A 23,110-nucleotide genomic window follows, 5' to 3' on the forward strand; every position below is an offset into this window, starting at 1 on the left:
ATTAACTTAACCAAACCCGCATCATCGATAATAATTTATCAATATCCACTGGCTTAGAGATATAATCATTTGCTCCCGCTTCAATACACTTCTCTCTGTCGTTCTTCATTGCCTTCGCGGTAAGGGCAATGATCGGTATTTTACCAAATTGTTTATTGGTTCTGATCACGCGCATCGCCTCATAACCATCCATCTCAGGCATCATGATATCCATCAGGACCAGGTCAATCGCATGATTGTCTTCCAGTCTGTCTATCGCCTCCCTGCCATTGTTGGCAATAACGATTTGCATATCGTAGGCTTGTAAAGCAGTAGATAAAGCGAAAATATTTCGCATGTCATCATCAGCAACCAAAATAACCTTGTCCTTTAAGGCTTTTTCGATAGTGGATACGCTTTTAGCAGCAGGATTCACGCCATTTTGATTAACCGGGATGTCTTTTTGCTTCAACTTATTCATAAAGAGGCTGACTTCATCGATAAGTCTGTCGTTAGACTTATTCGATTTCAATACCATCGCCTCTGTATATTTCATAATGTGCGCCATTCTACTTTGATCCAATTCCATTGCTGTATTGATCACTACCGGAATATGGGCAAGGCGTGGCTGCAATTTGATCTTATCGAGCAAATCAAATCCGGAAATGTCCGGTAAGTTAAGGTCGAGGATGATACAGTCGAAAATCTGGTCCTCGAGAATTTTCAACGCTTCTGCACCGTTAAATGCCTGTTTAACCTCTATTCCCTGTCCGCTGAGCTGTTGCTTAACCAAATCACTCTGCATTTCCTGATCTTCAATAATCAATACAGTTTTGAAATTATAGGTCGGATATGTAGCGCTAAATAGACCAAAAGCCCGGTCTAACTGTTCTTTCTCTACGGGTTTCTTTAGGAAGCCTATCGCACCTTCTTGTTCGGCCTTATCGATTTTTTCATCTCCCGCCGACATCATATGTACCGGAATATGCTTGGTAGCAGGATCTGCCTTCAAAGCTTTTAAGATTGACCAACCATCCATCACCGGTAACATGATATCCAATACAATAGCATCGGGCATCTGTTCTCTTGCCATCGCAAGTCCTGTATCACCACTATGCGCCAGGATAGGCATGAAACCCTTCTCAATCGCATAATCCTTTAGTACATCGGCAAAAACAAGGTCGTCCTCAATGATCAGCAATTTTTGCTTTACATTTTTTAGTTCTGGGTTTAGGAGTACTTCTGTCGGTCTTGTAGCAGACTGACCTGACGATACATTTACTGGTGCAGCAATTTCTTCATTTTCCAGAGGTAATTCACCTGTAAATTCCGTCGGAATTAAAAGCGTAAACGTGCTCCCTTCACCAGCTGTACTGCTCACATTAATCTCTCCACCTAACAAGTGCGCCAGCTCTTTACTGATGGAAAGCCCAAGACCCGTGCCTCCATATTTTCTGCTGGTAGAACCATCAGCCTGCTGGAACGCTTCGAAGATCAGTTTTTGTTTATCCTCGGGAATACCTATGCCAGAATCTTTAACAGCAATGGAGAATACCTCACCAGCGTAGGTTTTCAATTGATCGGAATGGAAAACAGATCGGTCTTTAACCATTTTTAAATCCAATAAGATATTACCCTGTTCAGGAGTAAATTTAAATGCATTGGACAACAGGTTTTTAACAATCTGTTCTACACGTGCCAGATCTGTTGTAACCTGTTCTGGTAGTTCATGATCTACAGAGACATTGAAATTGATCTTTTTGCTTTTGGCAAGCTCCGAGAACAGGGATTCCATATTCTTCTGTATCTCAGCAGGCCTAACATTTTCAATCGACAGATCGATTTTGCCAGACTCGATTTTAGACAAATCAAGGATATCATTGATCAACGTTAGCAGGTCGGAGCCAGCATTGTGTATTACCCCCGCGTATTTAATCTGGTCGGCTGTTAAATTCTCAGGCTTGTTTTCTTTAAGGATCCTGGCGAGGATTAGAATACTGTTCAACGGTGTTCGTAGCTCATGACTCATATTTGCCAGGAACTCTGATTTGTATTTGCTCGATATTTCCAGTTCCTCGGCCTTCATGCGCATAGCATCCCTTGCTTGGTTAACCGAGAAGTTCCGCTCCTCAAGTTGTTGCGCCTTTTCTTCCAACTCGGCATTTGTTTGTCGCAGTTCTTCCTGCTGCACACGCAATTCCTCCTCAGATGCCTGAAGCTGGTCTGACTTAAACATCAGCTCCTCATTGGTTGTGCGCAGTTCTTCCTGCTGACTTTCCAGTTCTTCTGCCTGCTGCTGCGTTTGTTCAAATAGTTCTCTTAGTTGAACACGTGCCTTCGCACTGTTAATAGCAACACCAATGTTTTCTGTGATGTTTTCTATAAAGGTCAGCGTAACTGTATCCGGCGTTTCCATTAATCCGAGTTCCAATAAAGCAATGGTCTCCGATTCAAAAATAATAGGGGCAAGGTATACCGCTTTCGGTAACATATCCCCAAGCCCGGAGTTTATCTTAACATAGTCGGCCGGGAGGCTACTGATCAGCTTACTCTTTTTCTCTAACGCAGCCTGACCAACAAGGCCTTCGCCAAATTGATATTGTTTCGGTTTAAGCACGTTAAACGTAAATGCATAACCTCCGGAAAGAACTAATGTATTCCGTTTTGAAGCTAAGAAAATGGCGCCTATAGGGGCATCAATGTAATTGCAAACCTGGGTAATAATGTTTGTTGTAAGTTCATCAACTTCCTGTTCACCGCGCATAGCTTGGTTAACGAGCGTGGCACCAGATAACAGCCAGTTTTTTTCTTCATTTTCAGCCGAGAGCAGTGCCAGATTTTCATTAGTTTTTCTGATTTGTTCTTCGGTTTCTTTCTGCTGATCAAATGTGGTTTTGATATAGGAAAATAGAAATAGAATAAGACAAAAAATGATGATTGCACTAACCAGTACCACCCATTTAGCCTGCGTGGAACTTTTAGCAGTAGCCTCTGTACGGATTTTAAGTAGGGTTACTTCTGCTGCAACAATCCGCTTGCTGATCTCCAGCATCATATCCTTGTAATACTTTCCTTTATCTGTCAATAGTGCTTGCATGGCGGCCGCCTGTCCGCGACTGGCATTTGCCTGTAAAATCAAGGTCATGTCAGCCAGCTTCGCATTGGCAAACAATTCCAGTGAATCAAAACGCTGCACTTGCGCCGGGTTGTCAGCAACTAAAATCTTCAGCTCCTTAATGCTGGGAATAAGTTTTCCTACATTTTGTGTATAAGGGTCAAGGTATTTAGGACGTTGGGTAAGAATGTAGCCACGTAAACCAGTCTCTGAATTAAGCAAGGTGAGCTCCAAACGCTCGGTTCTATTGATAACTTCATAAGTGTGTGTCTGCCATTTGGCATCAACAGCAACCGATTTGACGCTAAAAAACGATGTTACGGCAGAGATTAATACAAAGGTGAGCGATACTGCAAAACCCGTAAGCACTTGCTGTTTAAAAGACAGTTTAAACATAGAAATTGACACTAAGTAAAAGTTTATACAATAATAGCCATTATATATAGCACTACAGAGATTTAACACTAATTAACGGACGAGGGAAAAATATTTTCCTAAACTTGCAACTATAACATTAGGTCTGCGTCTGATGTATAATACTTAAACTTTAACCAAATATTGATGAAGAAACTTTTACTGATTTTTGTGATTACCCTATGTTGCAAGATCAACTTACAAGCGCAAACGCCTGTAGCTGCTACAGCTACACTTAAAGGTCTGGTTGTTGACTCTGTTTCGAAAAAACCACAAGACTATATTACAGCAGTACTTAAAAAGGAAAACATCGGAATAAAAACCGCGCTCACCGAACCAAACGGTACGTTTACGATGAGCAAGGTTGCTGTTGGTAAATACGATCTGGTTATTGTGGCAATGGGCTTTAAAGCCAAAACAATTCCTATCGACGTTAAAGAAAATATTGTGTATGACCTCGGTAAGCTAATCATCAGTGCCCAGGATAACAACCTGAATGAAGTTAACATCACAGCTGCAAAACCTGTTATTAAGCAGGAGATAGACAGGATTTCCTACGATATGCAGGCGGATCCCGAAAGTAAGGTAAGTACTGTTTTAGATATGATGCGTAAGATCCCCTTACTTTCTGTAGATGCCGACGATAAGATTCAGTTAAAAGGATCCGGTAATTATAAGATTCTGATCAATGGAAAACCATCATCCCTGGTTGCTAGAAACCCTTCAGATGTGTTTAAAAGCATGCCCGCTGCAAACATCGAGAAAATTGAAGTGATCACAACGCCACCTGCAAAGTATGATAGTGAAGGGCTTGCCGGTATCATCAACATTATTACCAAGAAAAATATTGATGCCGGGTACAATGGAAGTATCAACCTGAGAGAGTCATTTCCTACCGGTGGCCCGGGAGGCTCAGGCTCCATCACTGTGAAGCAGGGAAAATTTGGTATTTCTGCCTATGGCGGATTAAGTATTTATAAAAGTCCATTAACCCCTACTGGATATATCCGGACAACTACCGGGGCTGTGCCAACAAGCCTGCTTCAGAATGGAGAAAATAAGTATGATGGTAAATTTAGCTACGGTAGTGCTGAACTGAGTTATGAAATTGATACGCTTAACCTGATTACCGGAGAATTTTCCCTGAACAGAAGTAAGGATAATAATTTTGGCGAACAGAATTCCAGCTTGATGCAGGGTGGGATACCAGCGCAGGGATATCGCTTAATTAATAGCGGTGATCAGCTTTGGAAAGGAATAGATCTGAGCGTAAACTATCAACTTGGGTTTCATAGCCACAAGGACCGCCTGTTGACTTTTTCTTATAAAATGAGTAACTCAACAGAAAATTCGTTCTCAAATCAGGATATCCAGAATCGGTTAAATTATGACCCTACTACTTTTCCAAACTTCAACCAATACAATCAAGGGAAAAGCATGGAGCAAACTATACAGGCAGATTATGTTCATCCTTTAACGAAAAAGTTAAACCTGGAAGGTGGACTAAAAGCGATATTAAGGGATAATAGCAGCGATTTCGAATTTAATAATCAGAATAGTGCTGGTCAGTATATTGTTGATCCTCTGCGTTCTAATAACTACGATAATCATCAAAATGTATATGGGCTTTATAACTCGTATCAATACAACCTAACGAACTGGGGTTTTAAAGCAGGGGTGAGGGCAGAACTAACAACCATCAATGCTGACTTTGTGTCGCAGGCCACAAATCTGGATAAAGACTTTATCAATATCATTCCTACTGTTTCGGTAAACCGGAAATTTAAAGATATGAGCAGCCTTAATTTTGGCTATACACAACGGATCGAACGCCCCGGTATCTGGCAATTGAATCCTTTTGTTGATAGATCTAATCCAAATTTCGAATCTACAGGAAATCCTGATCTGAAACCTGTGCTTAGCAATAGCTTCGAGATGAACTATAGTCGCTTTAAAAAAGGTTCTATTAATCTTGGTTTAAGTTATGCGTTTGCAAACAATACCGTTCAAAATGTGAGCGTCTATAACGAGGCAACTAAAATTACCCGTTCGTATTTTGTAAATACCGGAAAAGATAAGAAACTAGGTGCCAACATAAATATTAACTATCCGTTTACATCTACACTAAACCTTACGCTTGGTGGTAACATGAACTATGTTTGGTTGCAAGGAATTGTGAATGGCGTTGAAGTAAAGAACGATGGACTTAGAGGGTATGTGTACGGCTACCTGAGCTATAAACTGGAGAAAGGCTGGCGCTTTGGCGGAAACTTCTCTTATAACAGCGCCTGGATTTCATTACAGGGTAAATCGAGATCGAATTTCTATACAGGATTCTCGGGATCGAAAGACCTGATTAAAGATAAGCTGACACTTTCCGGAAGTGTAAATAATCCGTTCAATAAACTCAGAACCTGGGAGAATACAACAACGGGTGATAACTTTACACAAAGATCTTATGGACAGAATTACTGGAGACGGTTTAGCACCAGTCTGAGCTGGAAATTTGGCAAGCTGACTGATGGTGTTAAGAAAAATCAGCGTGGCATCAGTAATGACGATGTCAAAGGTGGAGGCGGAGGTAAAGGATAACATTATTTTCCTTTAATTTGCAAACATGATTACAGCTTACGGGATACCAAATTGCAATACAGTAAAAAAGGCTGTTACCTGGTTGAAAGATCAGGAACTGCCTTACACTTTTCACGACTTCAAGAAACAAGGGGTAACCGCCGAGCAGCTCAACAACTGGTGTGCAGTTTTTGGCTGGGAGAAGGTGCTCAATAAAAAAGGTACCACCTGGAGAAAGTTAAGTCAGGAGGAGCAGGATGGAGTAAAAGATCAGGGTTCGGCAGTTGCTATCATGCTCGCTAATCCAAGTTCCATCAAGCGCCCGGTTATTGAGCAAGATGGGAAAGCCATTCTGATTGGTTTTCAGGAAGAAGAATATGCTGATATTTTAAGATAATTCAATCCTTTTAACACTACTTTTGTTAAAACTATGCAGGTATCGTACTAACGCTGTACCCGCCACTTATATGACTTATAGATTTCTGTTGATTCTGATGCTTGCACTTCCATTAGGAGCATGGGCACAAAATACTGTTCAAGGACGTGTTTTTGATTATGATACCAAAGCTCCTTTGGCAAAAGTTCAGGTAAATAACCTGACGAATAAACAATCTGCCGTAAGTAATGCTGCAGGTGATTTTTCACTCGATGGTAAGCAAGGTGATATTTTAGAACTTTCTATGGTTGGTTATCACAAGGATACCTTATTTGTTACCGAACTCAGGAAATTCGCGGTATATCTGCCATCATTGGCTAATAATCTGGAAGAAGTAAAGATCAGGACGGCCAAGATTTCTCCATATCTGGGAATTGAAGACATTAATGCCGGTAAGAAACCGGTAACAAGAATTGCTACAGATGGTGTAGAAAACAAGAAAAATACTGATCGTGCAGGTGGGTTGATACTGAACCTTGGCTTCGATAAGCTAAAGAACAAAAAAGAGAAGGAACAGAAGATTACGGAAGATCAAGCCTATATAAATGAAATCGATCTAAACTTCAATGAAAAAACAGTTAATAGCTTACTTAAAATAAAAGGGGAGGAATTGAAGGACTTCATCTTCATGTTTAAGCCTACGATCTTACAGGTAAAGTCAGAACGGCCTTTTAATTATAACCTGTACACTGCACAGGCCTATCAGGCCTGGCTAAAAATTCCTGTGGCACAACGTAAACCCGCTCGTTTAAATTAATTGTCAAGTTAGTGAAAAGTGTTGAGGTACAGCTTCTCCACTTTTTTTCTCGCCCAGTCTGTTTTACGTAAAAACGTAAGACTGGATTTTAACGAAGGATTATTTAGGAAGCAGGCAATCTTTACATACTTGCCCATTTCTTCCCAACCGTAGTGCCATACCAACTGCTTCAGGATAAACTCGAGGGTTTTTCCGTGTAAAGGATTGTTGACTTGTTCTTGATCCGCCATGCTACAAAATTAAGAAGAAAAACGATTTAATTTTCTCGGTATTTTAAATACAATTATTGTGACTTAACAGTAATCTTAAGCTTTTCTAGATATGCCCGATGTTTAGGTGCAGATCAATGGGCAATGTGAGCCCAACAGAAATGTGTGTAAGGTTAGCAACTGTTCAATAGAGACTGATATCAAATTTTTTAGGCACAACCAGTATAGGACACAAGCATAACCAGTACAGGACACGGGCAGATGAATTTTATGCAAGTCCACAGTAAGTCCACACTGAGTCCACAGTGAGTCCACTGATTTGTAAAAAAATAGTGGACTTACTATGGATTTGCATTTGAATTAATATGGACTTCAACAAAATTCTTTTAGAACAAAACCCGCAGGAACCGACCGCAGAATACTGTGGAAGTTTGTGTAAATTTGTAGCATGGATTTAAAACTAGGAGACTTCGTTCGTTTTGTGGACGAGAATATAGAAGGATATATCACCAGGATTATTGATAAGGAGATGATAGGGGTTACAGATTCCAATGATTTTGAAATTCCTGTTCCTGCATCAAAGGTCACATTGGTTTATGGCGAGATCCCTGACGGGAATACAGTAGTTACAAACCGGCCAGCTGCTGCTGCTGTAGCTGCGGAGTTTGTGCGTGATGGCGTATTTCTTGGTTTGGTGAGTGATCAGCATAGTGCTTCGGTTGCGCACTTCCATTTGGTAAATGACAGTTCGTTCGACTTGTTGCTAAGCTTAACCACTTCAAAAGGTGGGCACTTTAAGGCTGAGTTTGCGGGAACTGTAAATGCACATAGTAGTAAGCGAATATATTCTGCAAATATGAGCGATATTCAGGTCTGGCCTAAGTTTCTGCTTGATGTTATATATTACACTGCAGCCGATGAAGAGCCTAAGGCGCCGCTTGTTTTTCATGCGGCTATAAAAGGTAAGGATCTTTCTGTGGCGAAGGTGGAAATTGCACAGTTAAAAACCAAGGGTTGGCTGCTTACGCTCGAGGAAAAAACTGAGCCGATGAATATAGATAAGTTACGCGATAGCTTTAATTAGTCGCAGCCTATGTTTTCGATTTGAAATACAACACTTAATTAACATTTTGCTAACCTGATCGATTTACTTTTGTGGTGTAAATATTTGGTTAGTATTTATAAAATTAGGTTTAGTTGATAAAGTGAAAAGCCAGGATGGATGTCCTGGCTTTTTACATTGAATTTTATTTCACATAAGTGCTTGATTATTATCTTGTATTGTGCTACCTTTGCAGTCCCTTATTGAGGGGTAAAGTTTTTAAACATTAATAGAAAACAAAAAAAGAACAATGCCAACCATTCAACAATTAGTTAGAAAAGGTAGAGTAGCACTGGAGTTCAAGAGTAAGTCTCCTGCGTTGGACAGCTGTCCACAGCGAAGAGGTGTATGTACACGTGTATATACCACTACCCCTAAAAAACCAAACTCAGCAATGCGTAAAGTTGCCCGTGTACGTTTAACCAATGGAAAAGAGGTGAATGCCTATATCCCTGGTGAAGGTCACAATTTACAAGAGCACTCTATCGTGTTGATCCGTGGTGGTCGTGTTAAAGATTTACCAGGAGTACGTTACCACATCATCCGTGGTGCATTAGATACTTCAGGTGTAGCCGGTCGTAACCAACGTCGTTCGAAATATGGTACTAAGCGTCCTAAACCAGGACAGGTAGCTGCAGCACCAACAAAAGGTAAAAAGAAATAATTAGGAGGAAAGAAAAATGAGAAAGTCAAAACCAAAAAAGAGAATTATCCTTCCTGATCCTAAATTCAATGATGTTCAGGTTACCCGTTTCGTAAACAACATGATGTTTGACGGAAAAAAATCCATTGCTTATTCTATCTTTTACGATGCTGTTGATTTGGCAGAGAAAAAAGCTGGCGAAAGCGGATTAGAAGTATGGAAACGTGCTTTAACAAATGTAATGCCTGCAGTAGAGGTTAAGTCACGCCGTGTAGGTGGTGCAAACTTCCAGGTACCTACCGAAGTAAGACCAGACCGTAAAATTGCTTTAGGCATGAAATGGTTAATTTCTTACGCTCGTAAACGTGGTGAAAAAACCATGAAAGAAAAATTAGCAGGTGAAATCGTTTCAGCAGCTAAAGGTGAAGGTGCAGCAGTGAAGAAAAAAGAGGATACGCATAAAATGGCTGAAGCCAACAAAGCGTTCTCACATTTCCGTTTTTAATTATTGAAATCATAAGATGTCAAGAGATTTAAGATATACAAGAAATATTGGTATTGCTGCTCACATTGATGCGGGTAAAACCACAACTACAGAGCGTATCCTTTATTATGCAGGTGTTAGTCACAAAATTGGTGAAGTGCACGAAGGTGCAGCAACTATGGACTGGATGGCACAAGAGCAGGAGCGTGGTATTACCATTACTTCCGCTGCTACTACAGTAGGTTGGAAATACAGAGGTCAGGATTACCATATCAATATCATCGATACACCGGGACACGTGGATTTTACCGTAGAGGTAAACCGCTCGTTGCGCGTATTAGACGGTTTGGTGTTTTTGTTCTCAGCTGTTGATGGTGTTGAGCCTCAATCTGAGACTAACTGGCGTTTGGCTAACAACTACAATGTTGCCCGTATTGGTTTCGTTAACAAAATGGACCGTTCCGGAGCTGACTTCTTAAAAGTTGTTGGACAAGTTAAAAGCATGTTAGGTAGTAACGCTGTTCCTTTGCAGTTACCAATTGGTTCTGAAGACAGCTTTACAGGTGTTGTTGATTTGATCAACAACCGTGGTATCGTTTGGAATGAGCATGATAAAGGTATGACCTTTACTGAAGTGCCAATTCCTGAGGATATGCTTGACGAAGTTGCTGAGTGGAGAGAGAAATTGTTAGAATCTGTTGCAGATTATGATGAGTCATTAATGGAGAAATTCTTTGATGATCCTAACTCAATCACTGAGCGTGAGATTCTTGATGCTTTACGTAAAGCAGTACTTGATGCTAAAATCGTTCCTATGGTTTGTGGTTCATCTTTCAAAAACAAAGGTGTTCAAACCATGCTTGATTACGTGATGGAATTATTGCCTTCACCAATGGATCAAGAAGGTATCACAGGTACTAACCCTGATACTGGAGAAGAAGTATTACGTAAACCTGATGAAAAAGAGCCATTTGCAGCTTTAGCATTTAAAATTGCAACGGATCCTTTCGTAGGTCGTTTGTGCTTTATCCGTGTATATTCAGGGAATCTTGAAGCAGGATCATATATCTATAATGCCCGTTCTGAAAACAAAGAACGTATTTCCCGTATCTTCCAGATGCATGCAAACAAGCAAAACCCAATCCCTAATGTAGGTGCTGGTGATATTGCTGCGGTTGTAGGTTTCAAGGATATCAAAACAGGTGATACACTTTGTGATGAGAAACACCCGATCATTCTGGAGTCTATGAACTTCCCTGAGCCGGTTATCGGTTTAGCTATTGAGCCTAAAACTCAAGCTGACGTTGATAAATTGGGTATGGGATTGTCTAAACTTGCTGAAGAGGATCCTACCTTTAGAGTTCAAACTGATGAGGAAACTGGTCAGACTGTAATCTCTGGTATGGGTGAGCTTCACCTGGATATCCTGATCGACCGCTTAAAACGTGAGTTTAAAGTGGAAGTTAACCAGGGTGCTCCACAAGTAGCTTACAAAGAAGCTATCTATGGTTCAACTCAACATCGTGAAACGTATAAAAAACAATCTGGTGGTCGTGGTAAATTTGCTGACATCCAGGTTATTATTTCTCCGATCGATGCTGATTTTGAAAAAGGTGGTTTACAGTTTGTGAACGAAATTACAGGTGGATCAATTCCACGTGAGTTTATCCCTTCAGTTGAAAAAGGATTTGCTGCTGCAATGAGTAATGGTGTATTAGCCGGTTACCCACTGCCAGACATGAAAGTTCGTTTAATTGATGGATCATTCCACGCAGTCGATTCAGATGCTTTATCATTTGAGCTTGCTGCCCGTATGGCATACCGTGAGGCTTTACCGAAATGTAAACCTGCGCTGATGGAGCCAATCATGAAAATCGAGATCTTAACCCCTGAAGAAAACATGGGTGATGTAATCGGTGACATGAACCGTCGTCGTGGTCAACTTTTAGGTATGGATACACGTAATGGTTCTCAGGTAATTAAAGCTACAGTTCCACTTTCGGAAATGTTCGGTTATGTAACTCAGTTACGTACCATCACTTCAGGTCGTGCAACGTCTACAATGGAGTTTGATCACTATGAGCCAGCGCCTAAAAACGTTCAGGACGAAGTTATTGCAAAATCAAAAGGCAGAATTAAATCTGCTGAATAAATAAAACCGGCAGCCTGTTATTAATAGCTCTAACAGGCCGCCTTAATTAAAAACAAGATGAGCCAAAGAATCAGAATCAAATTAAAATCTTACGATTATAACCTGGTAGATAAATCTGCTGAGAAAATCGTTAAGACTGTTAAGCCTACGGGCGCAGTGGTAAGCGGACCAATCCCTTTGCCTACAGAGAAAAAAATCTTTACAGTTTTGCGTTCACCACACGTGAACAAAAAAGCTAGAGAGCAATTTCAATTGTGTGCTTATAAACGTCTTTTAGATATTTATAGCTCAAACTCTAAAACAGTTGATGCCTTGATGAAACTTGAATTGCCTAGCGGTGTTGAAGTAGAAATCAAAGTTTAATGATACTTGATTAGTAACAAAAAGGCCCGGTGTGAAAACATCGGGCCTTTTTGTTTATCTGTTCTTTAGTTCGTCCAGCTTATTCCTTTCGTCCTGAAGTTCGCGTGCAAGCTTCTTCTCTTTGTCGTTTGCCTTTACCTTGTAATTCTGGTACTCTGTGCTGATTTCCTCATACAGGTTAGATCGATATTTTGCTTCCTGTATAAATTTTGCGGAGCGTACGATCACTATAGCCAGAGCCAGTGCAAGGATGATGATCAGCGACCAGACGATTGTATTATATGTTCCTTTTTCGAACGACATGCCCATAAAGGTGATGTCGTTGACTTTAGCATTTGATGTTGCGATTGAATTATCTTTTCCCGCGATCTGAGCCTTTAAAGCTGTGATTTCAGCTTCCTGACTGCTGATCTTTGCGTTATTAGTTTGAACCAGCCTACGCGAGATCCGCAGACTGTCTTTGGCATTGTTCCATAAACTGGAAAGGCGAGCCGGGTTAACAAGCTTGTAACCGTTCAGCGTTTTGGACTTGGCCAGCAGTAATTGGTATTGTCCCTGAAGACTCGGATCTATTTTCGCGGAATCAGCAATAACCACGGGTCTGGGCGCAGGTACCTGCGCTAAGATGGTGCTGCTATTGAAGATAAATAGTGTGAGTATAGGTAGTATTAATTTTTTCATGCGTATTCTTATTTGGTTTACAGAAGCAATATCTGATAAAGTTAATCCTATAATCTAACAATACTATTTAAATTTTATTGTGTTCCGGGGAGAGATACTATATTTGCAGCAATGACCGTCTTACTGTTTACCATCATCGTTCTGGCAGGTGCTTTTTGCGCTGGCCTTCTTGGGTCTCTTACTGGACTGGGCGGTGGTGTCGTCATTATTCCCTTGCTTACGCTGGTACTTGGTGTTGATATCCATTATGCAATAGGTGCCTCAATAGTTTCTGTAATCGCTACTTCGTCAGGTTCTGCGGCTGCATATGTAAAAGAGGGGATTACAAATATCCGGATCGGTATGTTTCTGGAAATAGCAACAACGATCAGTGCAGTGCTGGGCGCTATTATTACAGTATATCTTAACCCAAGTTTTATTGCCGTAATGTTTGGTCTGATCCTGATGTTTTCGGCAGTGATGATGTTGCGGAAAAAGGTTGATCATTCTGATAATGATACTTCTGGTAAACTAGCCACTTTTTTTAAGTTGAATGGCAGTTACCCCACTGCAGAAGGACCAAAAAGTTATGCGGTACACAATGTAGTTGGTGGTTTTGTGATGATGTTTTTTGCTGGGATCATCTCCGGTTTGCTCGGCATAGGCTCTGGTGCACTGAAAGTGGTGGCTATGGATAACATTATGCGGATACCGTTTAAAGTGTCTACAACGACCAGTAATTTCATGATGGGGGTTACGGCGGCAGCAAGTGCGGTGGTATACCTGCACCGTGGACAAATTGATCCTGGGATTGCCATGCCTGTAACCATTGGTGTACTGATTGGTGCCACTGTCGGGGCGAAGATTTTAATCCGCACCAAGACAGATAAATTGAAAATTATATTTGCAATTGTGGTCGGTTTTCTGGCTTTGCAGATGATCTATAACGGGCTTTCTGGTAAATTATAAGCATGAAAAAGGAAGCTAAATCGGTTTTTGTAGATAAGGATATCCAATTTATCCTGGGCACTTTACTGCGTGTTGGTGTAGTTACTGCTATGACTGTGGTGTTTGTAGGGGGGCTGATTTACCTGCTTGTAGCGAGCAATAAGATAGCAGACTACCATGTTTTTAAACCCGAGCTAGCCGAATATTCTTCAATTTCAGCGATTTTATCCGGAGTTTTAAGTTTCAATGGTAAAGCAATTATCCAGTTCGGAACGTTATTATTGATATTCACACCCATTACGCGGGTTGTTTTTTCTGTGTTCAGCTTTCTGATTGAGCGTGATTATATGTATGTGACCATCGGACTTTTTGTGCTGGCAGTTATATTATTTAGTTTGAGCAATAAGTTGGTTGGCTAAAGACCGATTTCCCGGGGCGATATTCTGCCCATAAAAAATATTAGCACTTATTTGAAAAAATAATGTGCTAACTGTTTGAAGATTAAGATTTATTTCCTATTTTTGCCCTCCCTTAACGGGAAAGTATATCCACCTTGAACGAAGCCCTACTGCTTCGATGGGTGTTAAAATTAAAATAGAAAATGTCAGGTATTATTGGAAAAAAAGTAGGAATGACCAGCATTTTCGACGCCGATGGAAGAAACATTCCATGTACGGTGATCGAAGCTGGGCCTTGTGTTGTAACACAGGTTAAGACCGCTGAGAAAGACGGTTACGTTTCAGTTCAATTGGGTTTCGATGAAGCCAAAGAAAAGAACACTACCAAGCCTCTTAAAGGCCATTTTGCGAAAGCAAGCACAACACCAAAACGTAAACTGGTTGAATTTGATCCGTTTGAAGAGTCACTTAACTTAGGTGATACTGTGAACGTAACGATTTTCAACGAGGGAGATTTTGTTGATGTAGTTGGTACTTCAAAAGGTAAAGGTTTTCAGGGTGTTGTTAAACGTCACGGATTTGGTGGTGTTGGAGGACAAACCCACGGTCAGCACAACAGAATGCGTGCACCGGGTTCATTGGGTGCGGCTTCGTATCCTGCCCGTGTATTCAAAGGTATGCGTATGGCGGGTAGAATGGGTGGAGACAGAGTAAAGGTTCAGAACTTACAAGTTTTGAAAGTTTATGCTGATCAAAACCTTGTAGTAGTTAGTGGTTCCGTACCAGGAGCTAAGGGTTCTTACGTAATCTTAGATAAGTAAGCAGATGGAAGTTAAAGTATTAAACATTTCAGGAAAAGAGACAGGTGCCAAGGTGCAACTTCCTGAGTCAGTATTTGGCATTACGCCTGTTGACCACGCGATCTATTTAGACGTTAAGCAATATTTGGCTAACCAACGCCAGGGAACGCACAAGTCTAAACAACGTAACGAAATTGCTGGTTCGACCCGTAAATTGTACAAACAAAAAGGTACTGGTGGTGCTCGTGCCGGAAGTATTAAATCTCCATTGTTTAATGGTGGTGGTCGCGTATTTGGTCCTCAACCACGTGATTATAGTTTTAAACTGAACAAAAAATTGAAATCACTGGCACGTAAGTCAGCTTTATCTTACAAAGCACAAGACAACAATGTTGTTGTATTGGAAGATTTCACTTTTGATTCTATCAAAACTAAAAACTACATCAATTTAGTTAGCGCATTAAACTTGACTAACGAAAAAACATTGTTGGTTTTACCTTCACAGAATAACAATATTTATTTATCAAGCAGAAACATTCAGAAAGTGAAAGTAATTACTGCAGATCAGTTGAATACTTATGATGTATTAAACTGTGGCAAGCTTTTGTTAACTGCGGATTCTGTTAAAACATTGGAGGAGGCATTTGCCAAGTAATATGGAATTTTTAAAGAAACCAATTTTAACTGAAAAAGCATCTGCATTGACTGAGAAGTCAAACAGATTCACTTTCCAGGTTGAGCACAAAGCAAATAAATTGCAGATTAAAGCAGCTATAGAGAAAATGTACGGTGTGAACATTTTAGCCATTAATACAATGGTTGTAAATGGTAAACTAAAGTCAAGAAACACTAAAGGTGGTTTAGTAACGGGTCGTAGCCCAAAATACAAGAAAGCGATTGTAACCCTGAAAGACGGAGAGACAATTGATTATTACGCGAATATTTAATAAAAGTGAATAATTTATAACTATGGGCTTAAGAAAATTTAAACCAGTCACTCCGGGTACCCGCTTTAGAGTTGGGGCTAGTTTCTCGGAGATTACAGCAACCAAGCCCGAAAAATCATTGGTTGTATCTTCTAAAAAATCGGGAGGACGTAACAATACAGGAAAGATGACTATGCGCTACATGGGTGGTGGTCACAAGAAATCTTACCGTTTGATTGATTTCAAACGTGATAAGTTTAACATTCCTGCAACAGTAGCAACTGTTGAGTACGATCCTAACCGTACCGCACGTATTGCATTATTGCATTATGCAGATGGTGAGAAGCGTTACATTATTGCACCTGAAGGGTTGCAAGTAGGACAAACAGTAGTTTCGGGAGAAACAGCAGTTCCAGAAGTAGGAAACACCTTAACATTGGCTAAGATTCCATTGGGATCTATCATCCATAACGTTGAGATTCATCCAGGTCGTGGCGCTCAATTAGCACGAAGTGCAGGTGCTTATGCACAATTGGCAGCACGTGACGGAAAGTATGCAACTTTAAAAATGCCATCAGGCGAGACCAGATTAATTTTGGTTACCTGTTTAGCAACAATAGGAGCTGTTTCTAACTCGGATCACGCAAATGAAGTATTAGGTAAAGCAGGTCGTAAACGTTGGTTAGGTCGTCGTCCACGGACTCGTCCGGTAGCGATGAACCCAGTCGATCACCCTATGGGTGGTGGTGAGGGTCGCTCATCAGGAGGTCAGCCAAGGTCAAGGAATGGTATGTATTCTAAAGGCTTTAAGACCCGTACACTTAAAAAATACTCAAATCGTTTCATCATAGAGAAAAGGAAGAAATAATGGCTCGTTCGATTAAAAAAGGACCTTATATTGACCATAACGTAGAGAAGAAAGTAGTATCTATGAATGATTCAGGCAAAAAGTCTGTCATTAAAACTTGGTCTCGCAGATCAATGATTTCACCAGATTTTGTGGGTCATACATTTGCAGTACACAACGGTAATAAATTTATACCGGTATACGTAACAGAAAACATGGTTGGTCATAAACTGGGAGAGTTTGCTCCAACCAGAACATTTAGGGGTCACTCTGAAAAGAAAAAATAATTAAGAGATGGAAGCAGTAGCGAAATTAAACAATTGTCCAACCTCACCACGTAAGATGCGTTTGGTTGTAGATCTTATCAGAGGTGAGCGTGTAGAGAAAGCATTACATATTTTGAAATTCACCAATAAAGACGCAGCAATCAGAGTTGAGAAACTTTTATTGTCGGCCATCAAAAACTGGGAAACAAAAAATGAAGGTTCTCGCCCTGAAGAAAACCAATTATATGTGAAAACTATAATGGTTGGTGGCGGCCGTCAGTTGAAAAGACTGAGACCAGCACCTCAAGGCCGTGGTTACAGAATACGTAAGCGTTCAAACCACGTAACTTTGATAGTAGATAGTAAAAACGTTGAAACTCAAACTAATTAATAGACATGGGACAAAAAGCACATCCAATAGGTAACAGGTTAGGAATCATCAAAGGTTGGGATTCTAACTGGTTCGGTGGCAACAACTATGCTGATAAATTAGTTGAGGATGAAAAAATAAGAAAATACCTTTCAGCACGTATCGCAAAAGGCGGAGTAGCTAAAGTTGTAATTGAGCGTACGTTAAAGCGTATCACTGTTACAATCCACACAGCTCGTCCGGGTATTGTGATCGGAAAAGCAGGACAGGAAGTTGACAAGATCAAAGAAGAGTTGAAGAAATTGACTAAAAAGGAGATTCAAATCAACATTTTCGAAATCAAACGTCCTGAACTTGATGCTCAGTTAGTAGCAGAAGGCGTTGCAAAACAGTTAGAGGCAAGAATCTCTTTCCGTAGAGCAATGAAATCTACGATCGCTTCAACCATGCGTATGGGAGCAGAAGGAATTAAGATCATGACATCAGGCCGTTTAGGTGGCGCAGAGATGGCACGTAGCGAGCAGTATAAAGAAGGAAGAATTCCTTTGCATACTTTCCGCGCAGACATTGACTATGCGTTGGCTGAAGCTTTGACTACTTATGGTAAAATAGGTGTTAAAGTATGGATCTGTAAAGGTGAGGTTTACGGTAAGCGTGACCTTTCTCCAAACATTGGTGCAGTAAGTAATGCTCCTGGTAAAGGTGGCAGACCTGAAGGCGCTTTTGGTGGCGGCAGAGACAGAGATAACAGAGGCGGTGGCGCAGGCGACAGAAGAAACGACAATAAAGGTCGTGGCGGAAGAGGTCCTGGTCAAGGAGCACCTGGTCAAGGTAGAGATAACAGAGGCGGAAACACTCCTAACAGAGGTCCTCGTAAGTAATTAGTTAACAGATCGTTTAACGATAATATTAAAATAAAATGTTACAGCCAAAAAGAACGAAGTTCAGAAAGATGCAAAAAGGCAGGATGAAGGGTTTAGCAACACGTGGTGCTGAATTGTCATTCGGATCTTTTGGGATCAAATCTCTCGAGTCGACCTGGATTACAAGTCGCCAGATAGAGGCAGCCCGTATCGCGGTAACTCGTTTCATGAAACGTGAAGGCCAAGTGTGGATTAGAATTTTCCCGGACAAACCGGTAACTAAGAAACCAGCTGAGGTACGTATGGGTAAAGGTAAAGGTGCTCCAGAATATTGGGTAGCGGTTGTGAGACCGGGACGCATCATTTTTGAAGCAGAAGGTGTTCCTTTAGAAGTTGCTAAAGAAGCAATGCGTTTAGCAGCTCAGAAATTACCGATCCAGACAAAATTTGTAGTACGTAGAGATTACGTAGAAGCATAAGTAGTTTTGGGTTGAATGTTGTACGGCTTGTTACTACAACCTCTGGACCCATCAAATAAAAATTAATAAAATGAAAAACTCAGAAATCACAGGGCTTCCACAAGAAGAACTCGTAGCCAGGATTGCAGAAGAAAAAGAAAACTTAGTTAAGTTAAAATTCGCTCATACAATTTCGGCTATTGAAAATCCTACCCGTATTACTAAGGTTAGAAGGGATATTGCCCGATTAAATACTGAATTGACAAAACGTAAAGTTGCGTCAGCTACTGAAACTAAATAACTTTAGAGTCGAAATGGAAAGACAATTAAGAAAAACAAGAACCGGATTGGTTGTAAGCAACAAGATGGATAAATCCGTTGTTGTGGCGGTTGAGCGTAAAGTGAAGCACCCGATCTATGGTAAGTTTGTTAAGAAAACTACCAAATTTATGGCTCATGACGAGAAAAACGATTGCGGTATTGGAGATACAGTACTGATCATGGAGACTCGTCCGCTGAGTAAGAACAAGAACTGGAGATTAGTGCAAATTTTAGAAAGGGCTAAATAAGATGGTACAACAGGAATCAAGATTAAACGTAGCCGATAACAGTGGCGCGAAACAAGTACTGGTTATCCGTGTACTTGGTGGTACTGGAAAAAGATACGCTTCTATAGGTGATAAAATCGTTGTTACCGTTAAAAGTGCGTTACCTTCTGGAAACATTAAAAAAGGAGCAGTTTCTAAAGCCGTTGTAGTAAGAACGAAAAAAGAGATCAGACGTAAGGATGGTTCTTATATCCGTTTCGATGACAATGCAGCAGTATTGCTGAATGCACAGGATGAGCCGCGTGGTACACGTATTTTTGGCCCGGTTGCAAGAGAACTGCGTGAAAAACAATTCATGAAAATTGTATCATTAGCACCGGAGGTATTATAAAATGAAAAATCAAGTGACTACACCAAAAATAAAAATCCGTAAAGGAGATTTAGTAAAGGTTATCGCCGGCGATTCAAAAGGTCAGCAAGGAAAGGTACTTTCTGTATTAACTACAAAAAGCAGAATCCTGGTTGAAGGCGTGAACCTGGTATCGAAACATACAAAACCAAATGCTGCGACTCCAAACGGAGGTATCATTAAAAAAGAAGCTGCTCTTCATATTTCTAACGTTCAGTTAGTTGATCCAAAAACTGGTGAGACTACCCGCGTTGGCAGAAAGCTAAACGCTGATGGGAAATTAGTTAGGGTATCTAAAAAATCAGGAGAGGAGATCAAATAATGGCTTACGCACCAAGATTAAAAAGTAAATATAAAGAGGAAATTGTAACGGCACTTAAAGATAAGTTCAATTACAAAAGTGTAATGCAAGTTCCTAAGTTGCAGAAAATCTCTATCAACCAGGGTGTTGGTCGTTTTTCAGTAACTGACAAAAAGATCATGGACACTTCTATTTTAGAAATGTCTACGATTTCAGGACAGCAGGCAGTAGGAGCGAAATCTAAAAAAGATATCTCAAACTTCAAATTGCGTAAAGGTATGCCAGTTGGTGTAAGAGTAACTTTACGTGATAACAACATGTATGAGTTTTTAGATCGTTTAATTTCCGTAGCTTTGCCACGTATCCGCGATTTCAAAGGTATCAATGATAAAGGTTTTGATGGAAAAGGCAATTATACGTTAGGTATAACTGAGCAGATCATCTTCCCTGAGTTAAACATCGATAAGATCAGCAAGATCTTAGGTATGGATATTACCTTTGTAACTACTGCAACTACTGATGTAGAAGCATTAGAATTGTTAAAACAATTCGGATTACCATTTAAAAACCAAAATAACACAAATCAATAATGGCAAAAGAAGGTGTAAAAGCTCGCGAAATTAAGCGCCAAAAATTGGTAGCTAAGTATGCTGACAAACGTGCAGAACTTAAAGCTGCCGGTGATTACGAAGGTTTGGATAAGTTACCAAAAAACTCATCTGCCGTACGTTTACACAACCGTTGTAAACTGACTGGTCGTCCACGTGGTTACATGCGTACTTTCGGTATATCAAGGGTAACATTCCGCGATATGGCTTTAGCAGGAAAAATTCCTGGAGTAAGAAAAGCGAGCTGGTAACAACTCGTATGCGTTAGAGGGGCTGCAATTTTGCAGGTACTCTAACGTTATTGCAATACAAGAATATTAACCGATGGCAGGTCGTTCCGAATGGTTCGGAAAGGAAACCACTATCACAACTATATCATAATGAATACAGATCCAATAGCAGATTATCTTACAAGAGTAAGAAATGCCATTAAGGCAAATCACAGAATTGTAGAGATCCCTGCATCAAACCTGAAAAAGGAAATCACAAAAGTACTTTTTGACAAAGGTTACATTGCTAACTACAAATTTGAGGACACTACAGTTCAGGGCGTAATTAAAATCGCTTTGAAATACAATGCGATCACAAAAATCCCTGCAATACGTTCTTTAATGCGTATCAGCAAACCAGGATTAAGGCAATATGCCGGTGTAGAAAATATGCCAAGAGTATTAAACGGTTTAGGTATCGCTATCTTGTCAACTTCTAAAGGAGTAATGACAGATAAAGAAGCAGCTAAATTGAACATTGGTGGCGAAGTTTTGTGTCACGTTTATTAATTAAAGGAGGATAACAAAATGTCAAGAATAGGAAAAGCCCCAATCACTATCCCCGCAGGAGTAACGATTACAGTTGATAAAAACAATTTAGTAACTGTAAAAGGTCCAAAAGGAGAATTAACTCAGGCAGTTGATTCAGATATCATCATCAGTCAGGAAGACGGCGTACTAACAGTACAGCGCCCGACAGAGCAAAAAAGACACAAAGCATTGCACGGATTATACCGTTCATTGTTAAACAATATGGTTATTGGTGTTACAGAAGGTTACAAATTATCTCAGGAACTAGTTGGTGTGGGTTACCGTGCTACAAACACAGGAAATACCCTGGATCTAGTTTTAGGATTCTCTCACCATTATGTATTCCAGTTACCGGAAGAAATCAAGGTTACAACTACCTCAGAAAAAGGTCAGACTCCTAAAATCATTTTAGAAAGTATTGACAAACAACTGATCGGTCAGGTAGCAGCGAAAATCCGTTCGTTACGTGCACCAGAGCCATATAAAGGTAAAGGTATCAAGTTTGTAGGCGAAGTGTTAAGAAGAAAAGCAGGTAAATCAGCTTCTAAAAAATAATCATCATGGCAGGGAAAAAATTATCTCGTAGAGATCGTATAAAAAAAGGAATCAGAAAAAGACTTACAGGTTCTGAAAGCCGTCCACGTTTATCAGTATATAGAAGCAATAAAGGAATTTATGCTCAAATCATTAACGACGTAACCGGAAATACTATAGTTTCAGCATCTTCTTTATCAAAAGATTTCGCTGGTACAGGGAACAAATCAGAGCAATCTGTAGCAGTAGGTAAATTAGTAGCTGAAAAAGCAATCGCAGCTGGAGTTAAAGAAGTTGTTTTCGATAGAAATGGCTACTTATACCACGGTCGTGTTAAATCATTGGCAGAAGGTGCCCGTGAAGCTGGTTTAGTATTTTAATCTGAAAATAGGATAAGATGTCAACTATCAATATAAAAAGAGTTAAGACTAGCGAGATCGAATTGAAAGATCGTTTAGTTAGCATACAACGTGTTGCCAAAGTAACCAAAGGTGGTCGTACTTTCAGCTTCTCAGCTATCGTAGTTGTTGGAGATGAGAACGGAATCGTGGGATACGGACTTGGTAAAGCGAAAGAGGTAACTGAAGCGATTGCTAAAGGTATCGACGACGCAAAAAAGAACCTGGTAAAGGTTCCATTGTTAAACGGTACTGTTCCTCATGAGCAAATCGGTAAATTCTCAGGTGGTTTTGTATTGATCAAACCAGCTGCAGTGGGTACTGGAGTAATTGCTGGTGGTGCGATGCGTGCTGTTTTAGAGAGTGCTGGTGTACATAACGTACTGGCAAAATCAAAAGGTTCATCAAACCCACACAACGTGGTAAAAGCAACTGTTGATGCTTTAACTAAAATGCGTGATGCTTATACAGTAGCTCAGCACCGTGGTGTAGATTTAAACAAAGTTTTTAACGGATAACATTATGGCTAAGATTAAAATAACCCAGGTAAAAAGCGTTATCGATAGAAGCGAGCGCCAAAAAAGAACAATGCAGGCCTTAGGTTTAACTAAAATGAACCAGTCTGTTGAGGTAGAAGCTAACGGTGCCATCATTGGTATGGTTCGTAAAGTGAATCACTTAGTTGCTATAGAGAGTATATAAGTATGGGGGTTGTAAATGTGGAATATAGTTCTACATTTGCAACCGCTAT

Annotated in this window: 32 protein-coding genes; 29 read left to right on the top strand and 3 right to left on the bottom strand. The window is 40.3% G+C overall.

Annotated elements, in window-relative coordinates; translation table 11 throughout:
* Position 1: 1 nt before the first annotated feature.
* Positions 2–3,490: a response regulator gene (locus CLV32_RS13850; RefSeq protein ID WP_133556493.1), complete on the bottom strand. Its 3,489-nt coding sequence runs from the start codon at positions 3,488–3,490 to the stop codon at positions 2–4.
* 165 nt (positions 3,491–3,655) lie between these two features.
* Between CLV32_RS13850 and CLV32_RS13855 the strand changes: the two genes are divergently transcribed.
* From CLV32_RS13855 to CLV32_RS13865, 3 genes are all read left to right on the top strand, one after another.
* On the top strand, positions 3,656–6,100 hold the full coding sequence (locus tag CLV32_RS13855; RefSeq protein WP_133556496.1) for an outer membrane beta-barrel family protein: 2,445 nt from the start codon (positions 3,656–3,658) through the stop codon (positions 6,098–6,100).
* 25 nt (positions 6,101–6,125) lie between these two features.
* Positions 6,126–6,476, top strand: a complete 351-nt coding sequence (locus CLV32_RS13860) for an ArsC family reductase (RefSeq protein WP_133556498.1) — start codon at positions 6,126–6,128, stop codon at positions 6,474–6,476.
* Positions 6,477–6,546: 70 nt separating this feature from the next.
* A complete protein-coding gene (locus CLV32_RS13865; protein WP_133556500.1) occupies positions 6,547–7,272 on the top strand; it encodes a carboxypeptidase-like regulatory domain-containing protein in 726 nt (241 codons plus the stop codon).
* 8 nt (positions 7,273–7,280) lie between these two features.
* On the opposite strand, the gene CLV32_RS13870 is transcribed toward CLV32_RS13865, so the two are convergent.
* Positions 7,281–7,502: a VF530 family protein gene (locus CLV32_RS13870; protein ID WP_133556503.1), complete on the bottom strand. Its 222-nt coding sequence runs from the start codon at positions 7,500–7,502 to the stop codon at positions 7,281–7,283.
* Positions 7,503–7,929: 427 nt separating this feature from the next.
* Between CLV32_RS13870 and CLV32_RS13875 the strand changes: the two genes are divergently transcribed.
* The 5 genes from CLV32_RS13875 (at position 7,930) to rpsJ (ending at position 12,225) form a co-directional block, all read left to right on the top strand.
* Positions 7,930–8,565: a hypothetical protein gene (locus CLV32_RS13875; protein WP_133556504.1), complete on the top strand. Its 636-nt coding sequence runs from the start codon at positions 7,930–7,932 to the stop codon at positions 8,563–8,565.
* A 268-nt stretch (positions 8,566–8,833) separates the two neighbouring features.
* Positions 8,834–9,247, top strand: a complete 414-nt coding sequence (gene rpsL, locus CLV32_RS13880) for a 30S ribosomal protein S12 (RefSeq protein WP_008244597.1) — start codon at positions 8,834–8,836, stop codon at positions 9,245–9,247.
* A 16-nt stretch (positions 9,248–9,263) separates the two neighbouring features.
* The gene (rpsG, locus tag CLV32_RS13885; RefSeq protein WP_133556506.1) at positions 9,264–9,731 is read left to right on the top strand and encodes a 30S ribosomal protein S7; all 468 of its coding nucleotides are present in this window, start codon (positions 9,264–9,266) and stop codon (positions 9,729–9,731) included.
* A gap of 16 nt (positions 9,732–9,747) precedes the next feature.
* Positions 9,748–11,862 (top strand): elongation factor G, encoded by a 2,115-nt coding sequence (gene fusA, locus CLV32_RS13890; protein ID WP_133556509.1) that lies wholly within the window; start codon positions 9,748–9,750, stop codon positions 11,860–11,862.
* 57 nt (positions 11,863–11,919) lie between these two features.
* Positions 11,920–12,225, top strand: coding sequence for a 30S ribosomal protein S10 (gene rpsJ, locus CLV32_RS13895; RefSeq protein WP_008244591.1), 306 nt, complete (start codon positions 11,920–11,922; stop codon positions 12,223–12,225).
* A gap of 54 nt (positions 12,226–12,279) precedes the next feature.
* Here rpsJ and CLV32_RS13900 read toward each other — a convergent pair whose 3' ends face one another.
* Positions 12,280–12,906, bottom strand: coding sequence for a hypothetical protein (locus CLV32_RS13900; protein WP_133556511.1), 627 nt, complete (start codon positions 12,904–12,906; stop codon positions 12,280–12,282).
* 111 nt (positions 12,907–13,017) lie between these two features.
* On the opposite strand from CLV32_RS13900, the gene CLV32_RS13905 reads away from it, so the two are divergent.
* The 21 genes from CLV32_RS13905 (at position 13,018) to rpmD (ending at position 23,061) form a co-directional block, all read left to right on the top strand.
* On the top strand, positions 13,018–13,854 hold the full coding sequence (locus CLV32_RS13905; RefSeq protein ID WP_133556513.1) for a sulfite exporter TauE/SafE family protein: 837 nt from the start codon (positions 13,018–13,020) through the stop codon (positions 13,852–13,854).
* Positions 13,855–13,856: 2 nt separating this feature from the next.
* Complete coding sequence (locus CLV32_RS13910; RefSeq protein ID WP_133556516.1) at positions 13,857–14,252, top strand: DUF1634 domain-containing protein; 396 nt, start codon at positions 13,857–13,859, stop codon at positions 14,250–14,252.
* A 182-nt stretch (positions 14,253–14,434) separates the two neighbouring features.
* A complete protein-coding gene (gene rplC, locus CLV32_RS13915; protein WP_133556518.1) occupies positions 14,435–15,052 on the top strand; it encodes a 50S ribosomal protein L3 in 618 nt (205 codons plus the stop codon).
* A gap of 4 nt (positions 15,053–15,056) precedes the next feature.
* Positions 15,057–15,686, top strand: coding sequence for a 50S ribosomal protein L4 (rplD, locus tag CLV32_RS13920; protein ID WP_133556520.1), 630 nt, complete (start codon positions 15,057–15,059; stop codon positions 15,684–15,686).
* A 1-nt stretch (position 15,687) separates the two neighbouring features.
* Positions 15,688–15,978, top strand: coding sequence for a 50S ribosomal protein L23 (rplW, locus tag CLV32_RS13925; RefSeq protein WP_133556522.1), 291 nt, complete (start codon positions 15,688–15,690; stop codon positions 15,976–15,978).
* 22 nt (positions 15,979–16,000) lie between these two features.
* Positions 16,001–16,825 carry a 50S ribosomal protein L2 gene (gene rplB / locus CLV32_RS13930; protein WP_133556524.1) on the top strand — a complete coding sequence of 275 codons (825 nt, stop codon included), beginning with the start codon at positions 16,001–16,003 and terminating at the stop codon, positions 16,823–16,825.
* A complete protein-coding gene (gene rpsS, locus CLV32_RS13935; protein ID WP_008244581.1) occupies positions 16,825–17,091 on the top strand; it encodes a 30S ribosomal protein S19 in 267 nt (88 codons plus the stop codon). The genes rplB and rpsS overlap by 1 nt, the downstream gene beginning before the upstream one ends.
* A 7-nt stretch (positions 17,092–17,098) precedes the next feature.
* Complete coding sequence (rplV, locus tag CLV32_RS13940) at positions 17,099–17,461, top strand: 50S ribosomal protein L22 (protein ID WP_012780780.1); 363 nt, start codon at positions 17,099–17,101, stop codon at positions 17,459–17,461.
* Between the two features lie 5 nt (positions 17,462–17,466).
* Positions 17,467–18,321 (top strand): 30S ribosomal protein S3, encoded by an 855-nt coding sequence (gene rpsC, locus CLV32_RS13945; RefSeq protein ID WP_133556527.1) that lies wholly within the window; start codon positions 17,467–17,469, stop codon positions 18,319–18,321.
* A gap of 38 nt (positions 18,322–18,359) precedes the next feature.
* Positions 18,360–18,782, top strand: a complete 423-nt coding sequence (gene rplP / locus CLV32_RS13950; RefSeq protein ID WP_048907441.1) for a 50S ribosomal protein L16 — start codon at positions 18,360–18,362, stop codon at positions 18,780–18,782.
* Positions 18,783–18,852: 70 nt separating this feature from the next.
* Positions 18,853–19,062, top strand: a complete 210-nt coding sequence (gene rpmC / locus CLV32_RS13955; RefSeq protein WP_133556529.1) for a 50S ribosomal protein L29 — start codon at positions 18,853–18,855, stop codon at positions 19,060–19,062.
* A gap of 13 nt (positions 19,063–19,075) precedes the next feature.
* A complete protein-coding gene (gene rpsQ, locus CLV32_RS13960; protein WP_133556531.1) occupies positions 19,076–19,330 on the top strand; it encodes a 30S ribosomal protein S17 in 255 nt (84 codons plus the stop codon).
* A gap of 1 nt (position 19,331) precedes the next feature.
* Entirely contained in the window at positions 19,332–19,700 is a 369-nt protein-coding gene (gene rplN / locus CLV32_RS13965; RefSeq protein ID WP_133556533.1) for a 50S ribosomal protein L14, read from the top strand.
* 1 nt (position 19,701) lies between these two features.
* The gene (gene rplX / locus CLV32_RS13970) at positions 19,702–20,040 is read left to right on the top strand and encodes a 50S ribosomal protein L24 (protein WP_133556535.1); all 339 of its coding nucleotides are present in this window, start codon (positions 19,702–19,704) and stop codon (positions 20,038–20,040) included.
* Positions 20,040–20,609, top strand: a complete 570-nt coding sequence (rplE, locus tag CLV32_RS13975; RefSeq protein WP_133556537.1) for a 50S ribosomal protein L5 — start codon at positions 20,040–20,042, stop codon at positions 20,607–20,609. The genes rplX and rplE overlap by 1 nt, the downstream gene beginning before the upstream one ends.
* A complete protein-coding gene (rpsN, locus tag CLV32_RS13980) occupies positions 20,609–20,878 on the top strand; it encodes a 30S ribosomal protein S14 (RefSeq protein WP_133556539.1) in 270 nt (89 codons plus the stop codon). The genes rplE and rpsN overlap by 1 nt, the downstream gene beginning before the upstream one ends.
* 129 nt (positions 20,879–21,007) lie before the next feature.
* Positions 21,008–21,406, top strand: coding sequence for a 30S ribosomal protein S8 (gene rpsH / locus CLV32_RS13985; RefSeq protein ID WP_133556541.1), 399 nt, complete (start codon positions 21,008–21,010; stop codon positions 21,404–21,406).
* 18 nt (positions 21,407–21,424) lie between these two features.
* On the top strand, positions 21,425–21,982 hold the full coding sequence (rplF, locus tag CLV32_RS13990) for a 50S ribosomal protein L6 (protein ID WP_133556543.1): 558 nt from the start codon (positions 21,425–21,427) through the stop codon (positions 21,980–21,982).
* A 5-nt stretch (positions 21,983–21,987) separates the two neighbouring features.
* Entirely contained in the window at positions 21,988–22,341 is a 354-nt protein-coding gene (gene rplR, locus CLV32_RS13995; protein ID WP_133556545.1) for a 50S ribosomal protein L18, read from the top strand.
* 17 nt (positions 22,342–22,358) lie between these two features.
* Complete coding sequence (gene rpsE / locus CLV32_RS14000) at positions 22,359–22,877, top strand: 30S ribosomal protein S5 (RefSeq protein ID WP_108554172.1); 519 nt, start codon at positions 22,359–22,361, stop codon at positions 22,875–22,877.
* Between the two features lie 4 nt (positions 22,878–22,881).
* Complete coding sequence (gene rpmD / locus CLV32_RS14005) at positions 22,882–23,061, top strand: 50S ribosomal protein L30 (RefSeq protein WP_133556546.1); 180 nt, start codon at positions 22,882–22,884, stop codon at positions 23,059–23,061.
* The last annotated feature ends 49 nt before the right edge of the window (positions 23,062–23,110 follow it).

This window comes from Pedobacter duraquae (assembly GCF_004362245.1).
Taxonomy (GTDB): domain Bacteria; phylum Bacteroidota; class Bacteroidia; order Sphingobacteriales; family Sphingobacteriaceae; genus Pedobacter; species Pedobacter duraquae.

Coding starts and splice junctions, on each gene's coding strand:
- CLV32_RS13900 (WP_133556511.1), bottom strand. CDS start 12,906: ATGAAAAAATTAATACTACCTATACTCACACTATTTATCTTCAATAGC.
- CLV32_RS13905 (WP_133556513.1), top strand. CDS start 13,018: ATGACCGTCTTACTGTTTACCATCATCGTTCTGGCAGGTGCTTTTTGC.
- rpsE (WP_108554172.1), top strand. CDS start 22,359: ATGTCAACTATCAATATAAAAAGAGTTAAGACTAGCGAGATCGAATTG.
- CLV32_RS13860 (WP_133556498.1), top strand. CDS start 6,126: ATGATTACAGCTTACGGGATACCAAATTGCAATACAGTAAAAAAGGCT.
- rplR (WP_133556545.1), top strand. CDS start 21,988: ATGGCAGGGAAAAAATTATCTCGTAGAGATCGTATAAAAAAAGGAATC.
- rplP (WP_048907441.1), top strand. CDS start 18,360: ATGTTACAGCCAAAAAGAACGAAGTTCAGAAAGATGCAAAAAGGCAGG.
- rpsG (WP_133556506.1), top strand. CDS start 9,264: ATGAGAAAGTCAAAACCAAAAAAGAGAATTATCCTTCCTGATCCTAAA.
- rpsS (WP_008244581.1), top strand. CDS start 16,825: ATGGCTCGTTCGATTAAAAAAGGACCTTATATTGACCATAACGTAGAG.
- CLV32_RS13910 (WP_133556516.1), top strand. CDS start 13,857: ATGAAAAAGGAAGCTAAATCGGTTTTTGTAGATAAGGATATCCAATTT.
- CLV32_RS13865 (WP_133556500.1), top strand. CDS start 6,547: ATGACTTATAGATTTCTGTTGATTCTGATGCTTGCACTTCCATTAGGA.
- CLV32_RS13855 (WP_133556496.1), top strand. CDS start 3,656: ATGAAGAAACTTTTACTGATTTTTGTGATTACCCTATGTTGCAAGATC.
- CLV32_RS13850 (WP_133556493.1), bottom strand. CDS start 3,490: ATGTTTAAACTGTCTTTTAAACAGCAAGTGCTTACGGGTTTTGCAGTA.
- rpsN (WP_133556539.1), top strand. CDS start 20,609: ATGGCAAAAGAAGGTGTAAAAGCTCGCGAAATTAAGCGCCAAAAATTG.
- rplW (WP_133556522.1), top strand. CDS start 15,688: ATGGAATTTTTAAAGAAACCAATTTTAACTGAAAAAGCATCTGCATTG.
- rplX (WP_133556535.1), top strand. CDS start 19,702: ATGAAAAATCAAGTGACTACACCAAAAATAAAAATCCGTAAAGGAGAT.
- rpsH (WP_133556541.1), top strand. CDS start 21,008: ATGAATACAGATCCAATAGCAGATTATCTTACAAGAGTAAGAAATGCC.
- fusA (WP_133556509.1), top strand. CDS start 9,748: ATGTCAAGAGATTTAAGATATACAAGAAATATTGGTATTGCTGCTCAC.
- rplV (WP_012780780.1), top strand. CDS start 17,099: ATGGAAGCAGTAGCGAAATTAAACAATTGTCCAACCTCACCACGTAAG.
- rpsC (WP_133556527.1), top strand. CDS start 17,467: ATGGGACAAAAAGCACATCCAATAGGTAACAGGTTAGGAATCATCAAA.
- rplF (WP_133556543.1), top strand. CDS start 21,425: ATGTCAAGAATAGGAAAAGCCCCAATCACTATCCCCGCAGGAGTAACG.
- CLV32_RS13875 (WP_133556504.1), top strand. CDS start 7,930: ATGGATTTAAAACTAGGAGACTTCGTTCGTTTTGTGGACGAGAATATA.
- rpmC (WP_133556529.1), top strand. CDS start 18,853: ATGAAAAACTCAGAAATCACAGGGCTTCCACAAGAAGAACTCGTAGCC.
- rplC (WP_133556518.1), top strand. CDS start 14,435: ATGTCAGGTATTATTGGAAAAAAAGTAGGAATGACCAGCATTTTCGAC.
- rplD (WP_133556520.1), top strand. CDS start 15,057: ATGGAAGTTAAAGTATTAAACATTTCAGGAAAAGAGACAGGTGCCAAG.
- rpsJ (WP_008244591.1), top strand. CDS start 11,920: ATGAGCCAAAGAATCAGAATCAAATTAAAATCTTACGATTATAACCTG.
- rpsL (WP_008244597.1), top strand. CDS start 8,834: ATGCCAACCATTCAACAATTAGTTAGAAAAGGTAGAGTAGCACTGGAG.
- rpmD (WP_133556546.1), top strand. CDS start 22,882: ATGGCTAAGATTAAAATAACCCAGGTAAAAAGCGTTATCGATAGAAGC.
- rpsQ (WP_133556531.1), top strand. CDS start 19,076: ATGGAAAGACAATTAAGAAAAACAAGAACCGGATTGGTTGTAAGCAAC.
- rplN (WP_133556533.1), top strand. CDS start 19,332: ATGGTACAACAGGAATCAAGATTAAACGTAGCCGATAACAGTGGCGCG.
- CLV32_RS13870 (WP_133556503.1), bottom strand. CDS start 7,502: ATGGCGGATCAAGAACAAGTCAACAATCCTTTACACGGAAAAACCCTC.
- rplE (WP_133556537.1), top strand. CDS start 20,040: ATGGCTTACGCACCAAGATTAAAAAGTAAATATAAAGAGGAAATTGTA.
- rplB (WP_133556524.1), top strand. CDS start 16,001: ATGGGCTTAAGAAAATTTAAACCAGTCACTCCGGGTACCCGCTTTAGA.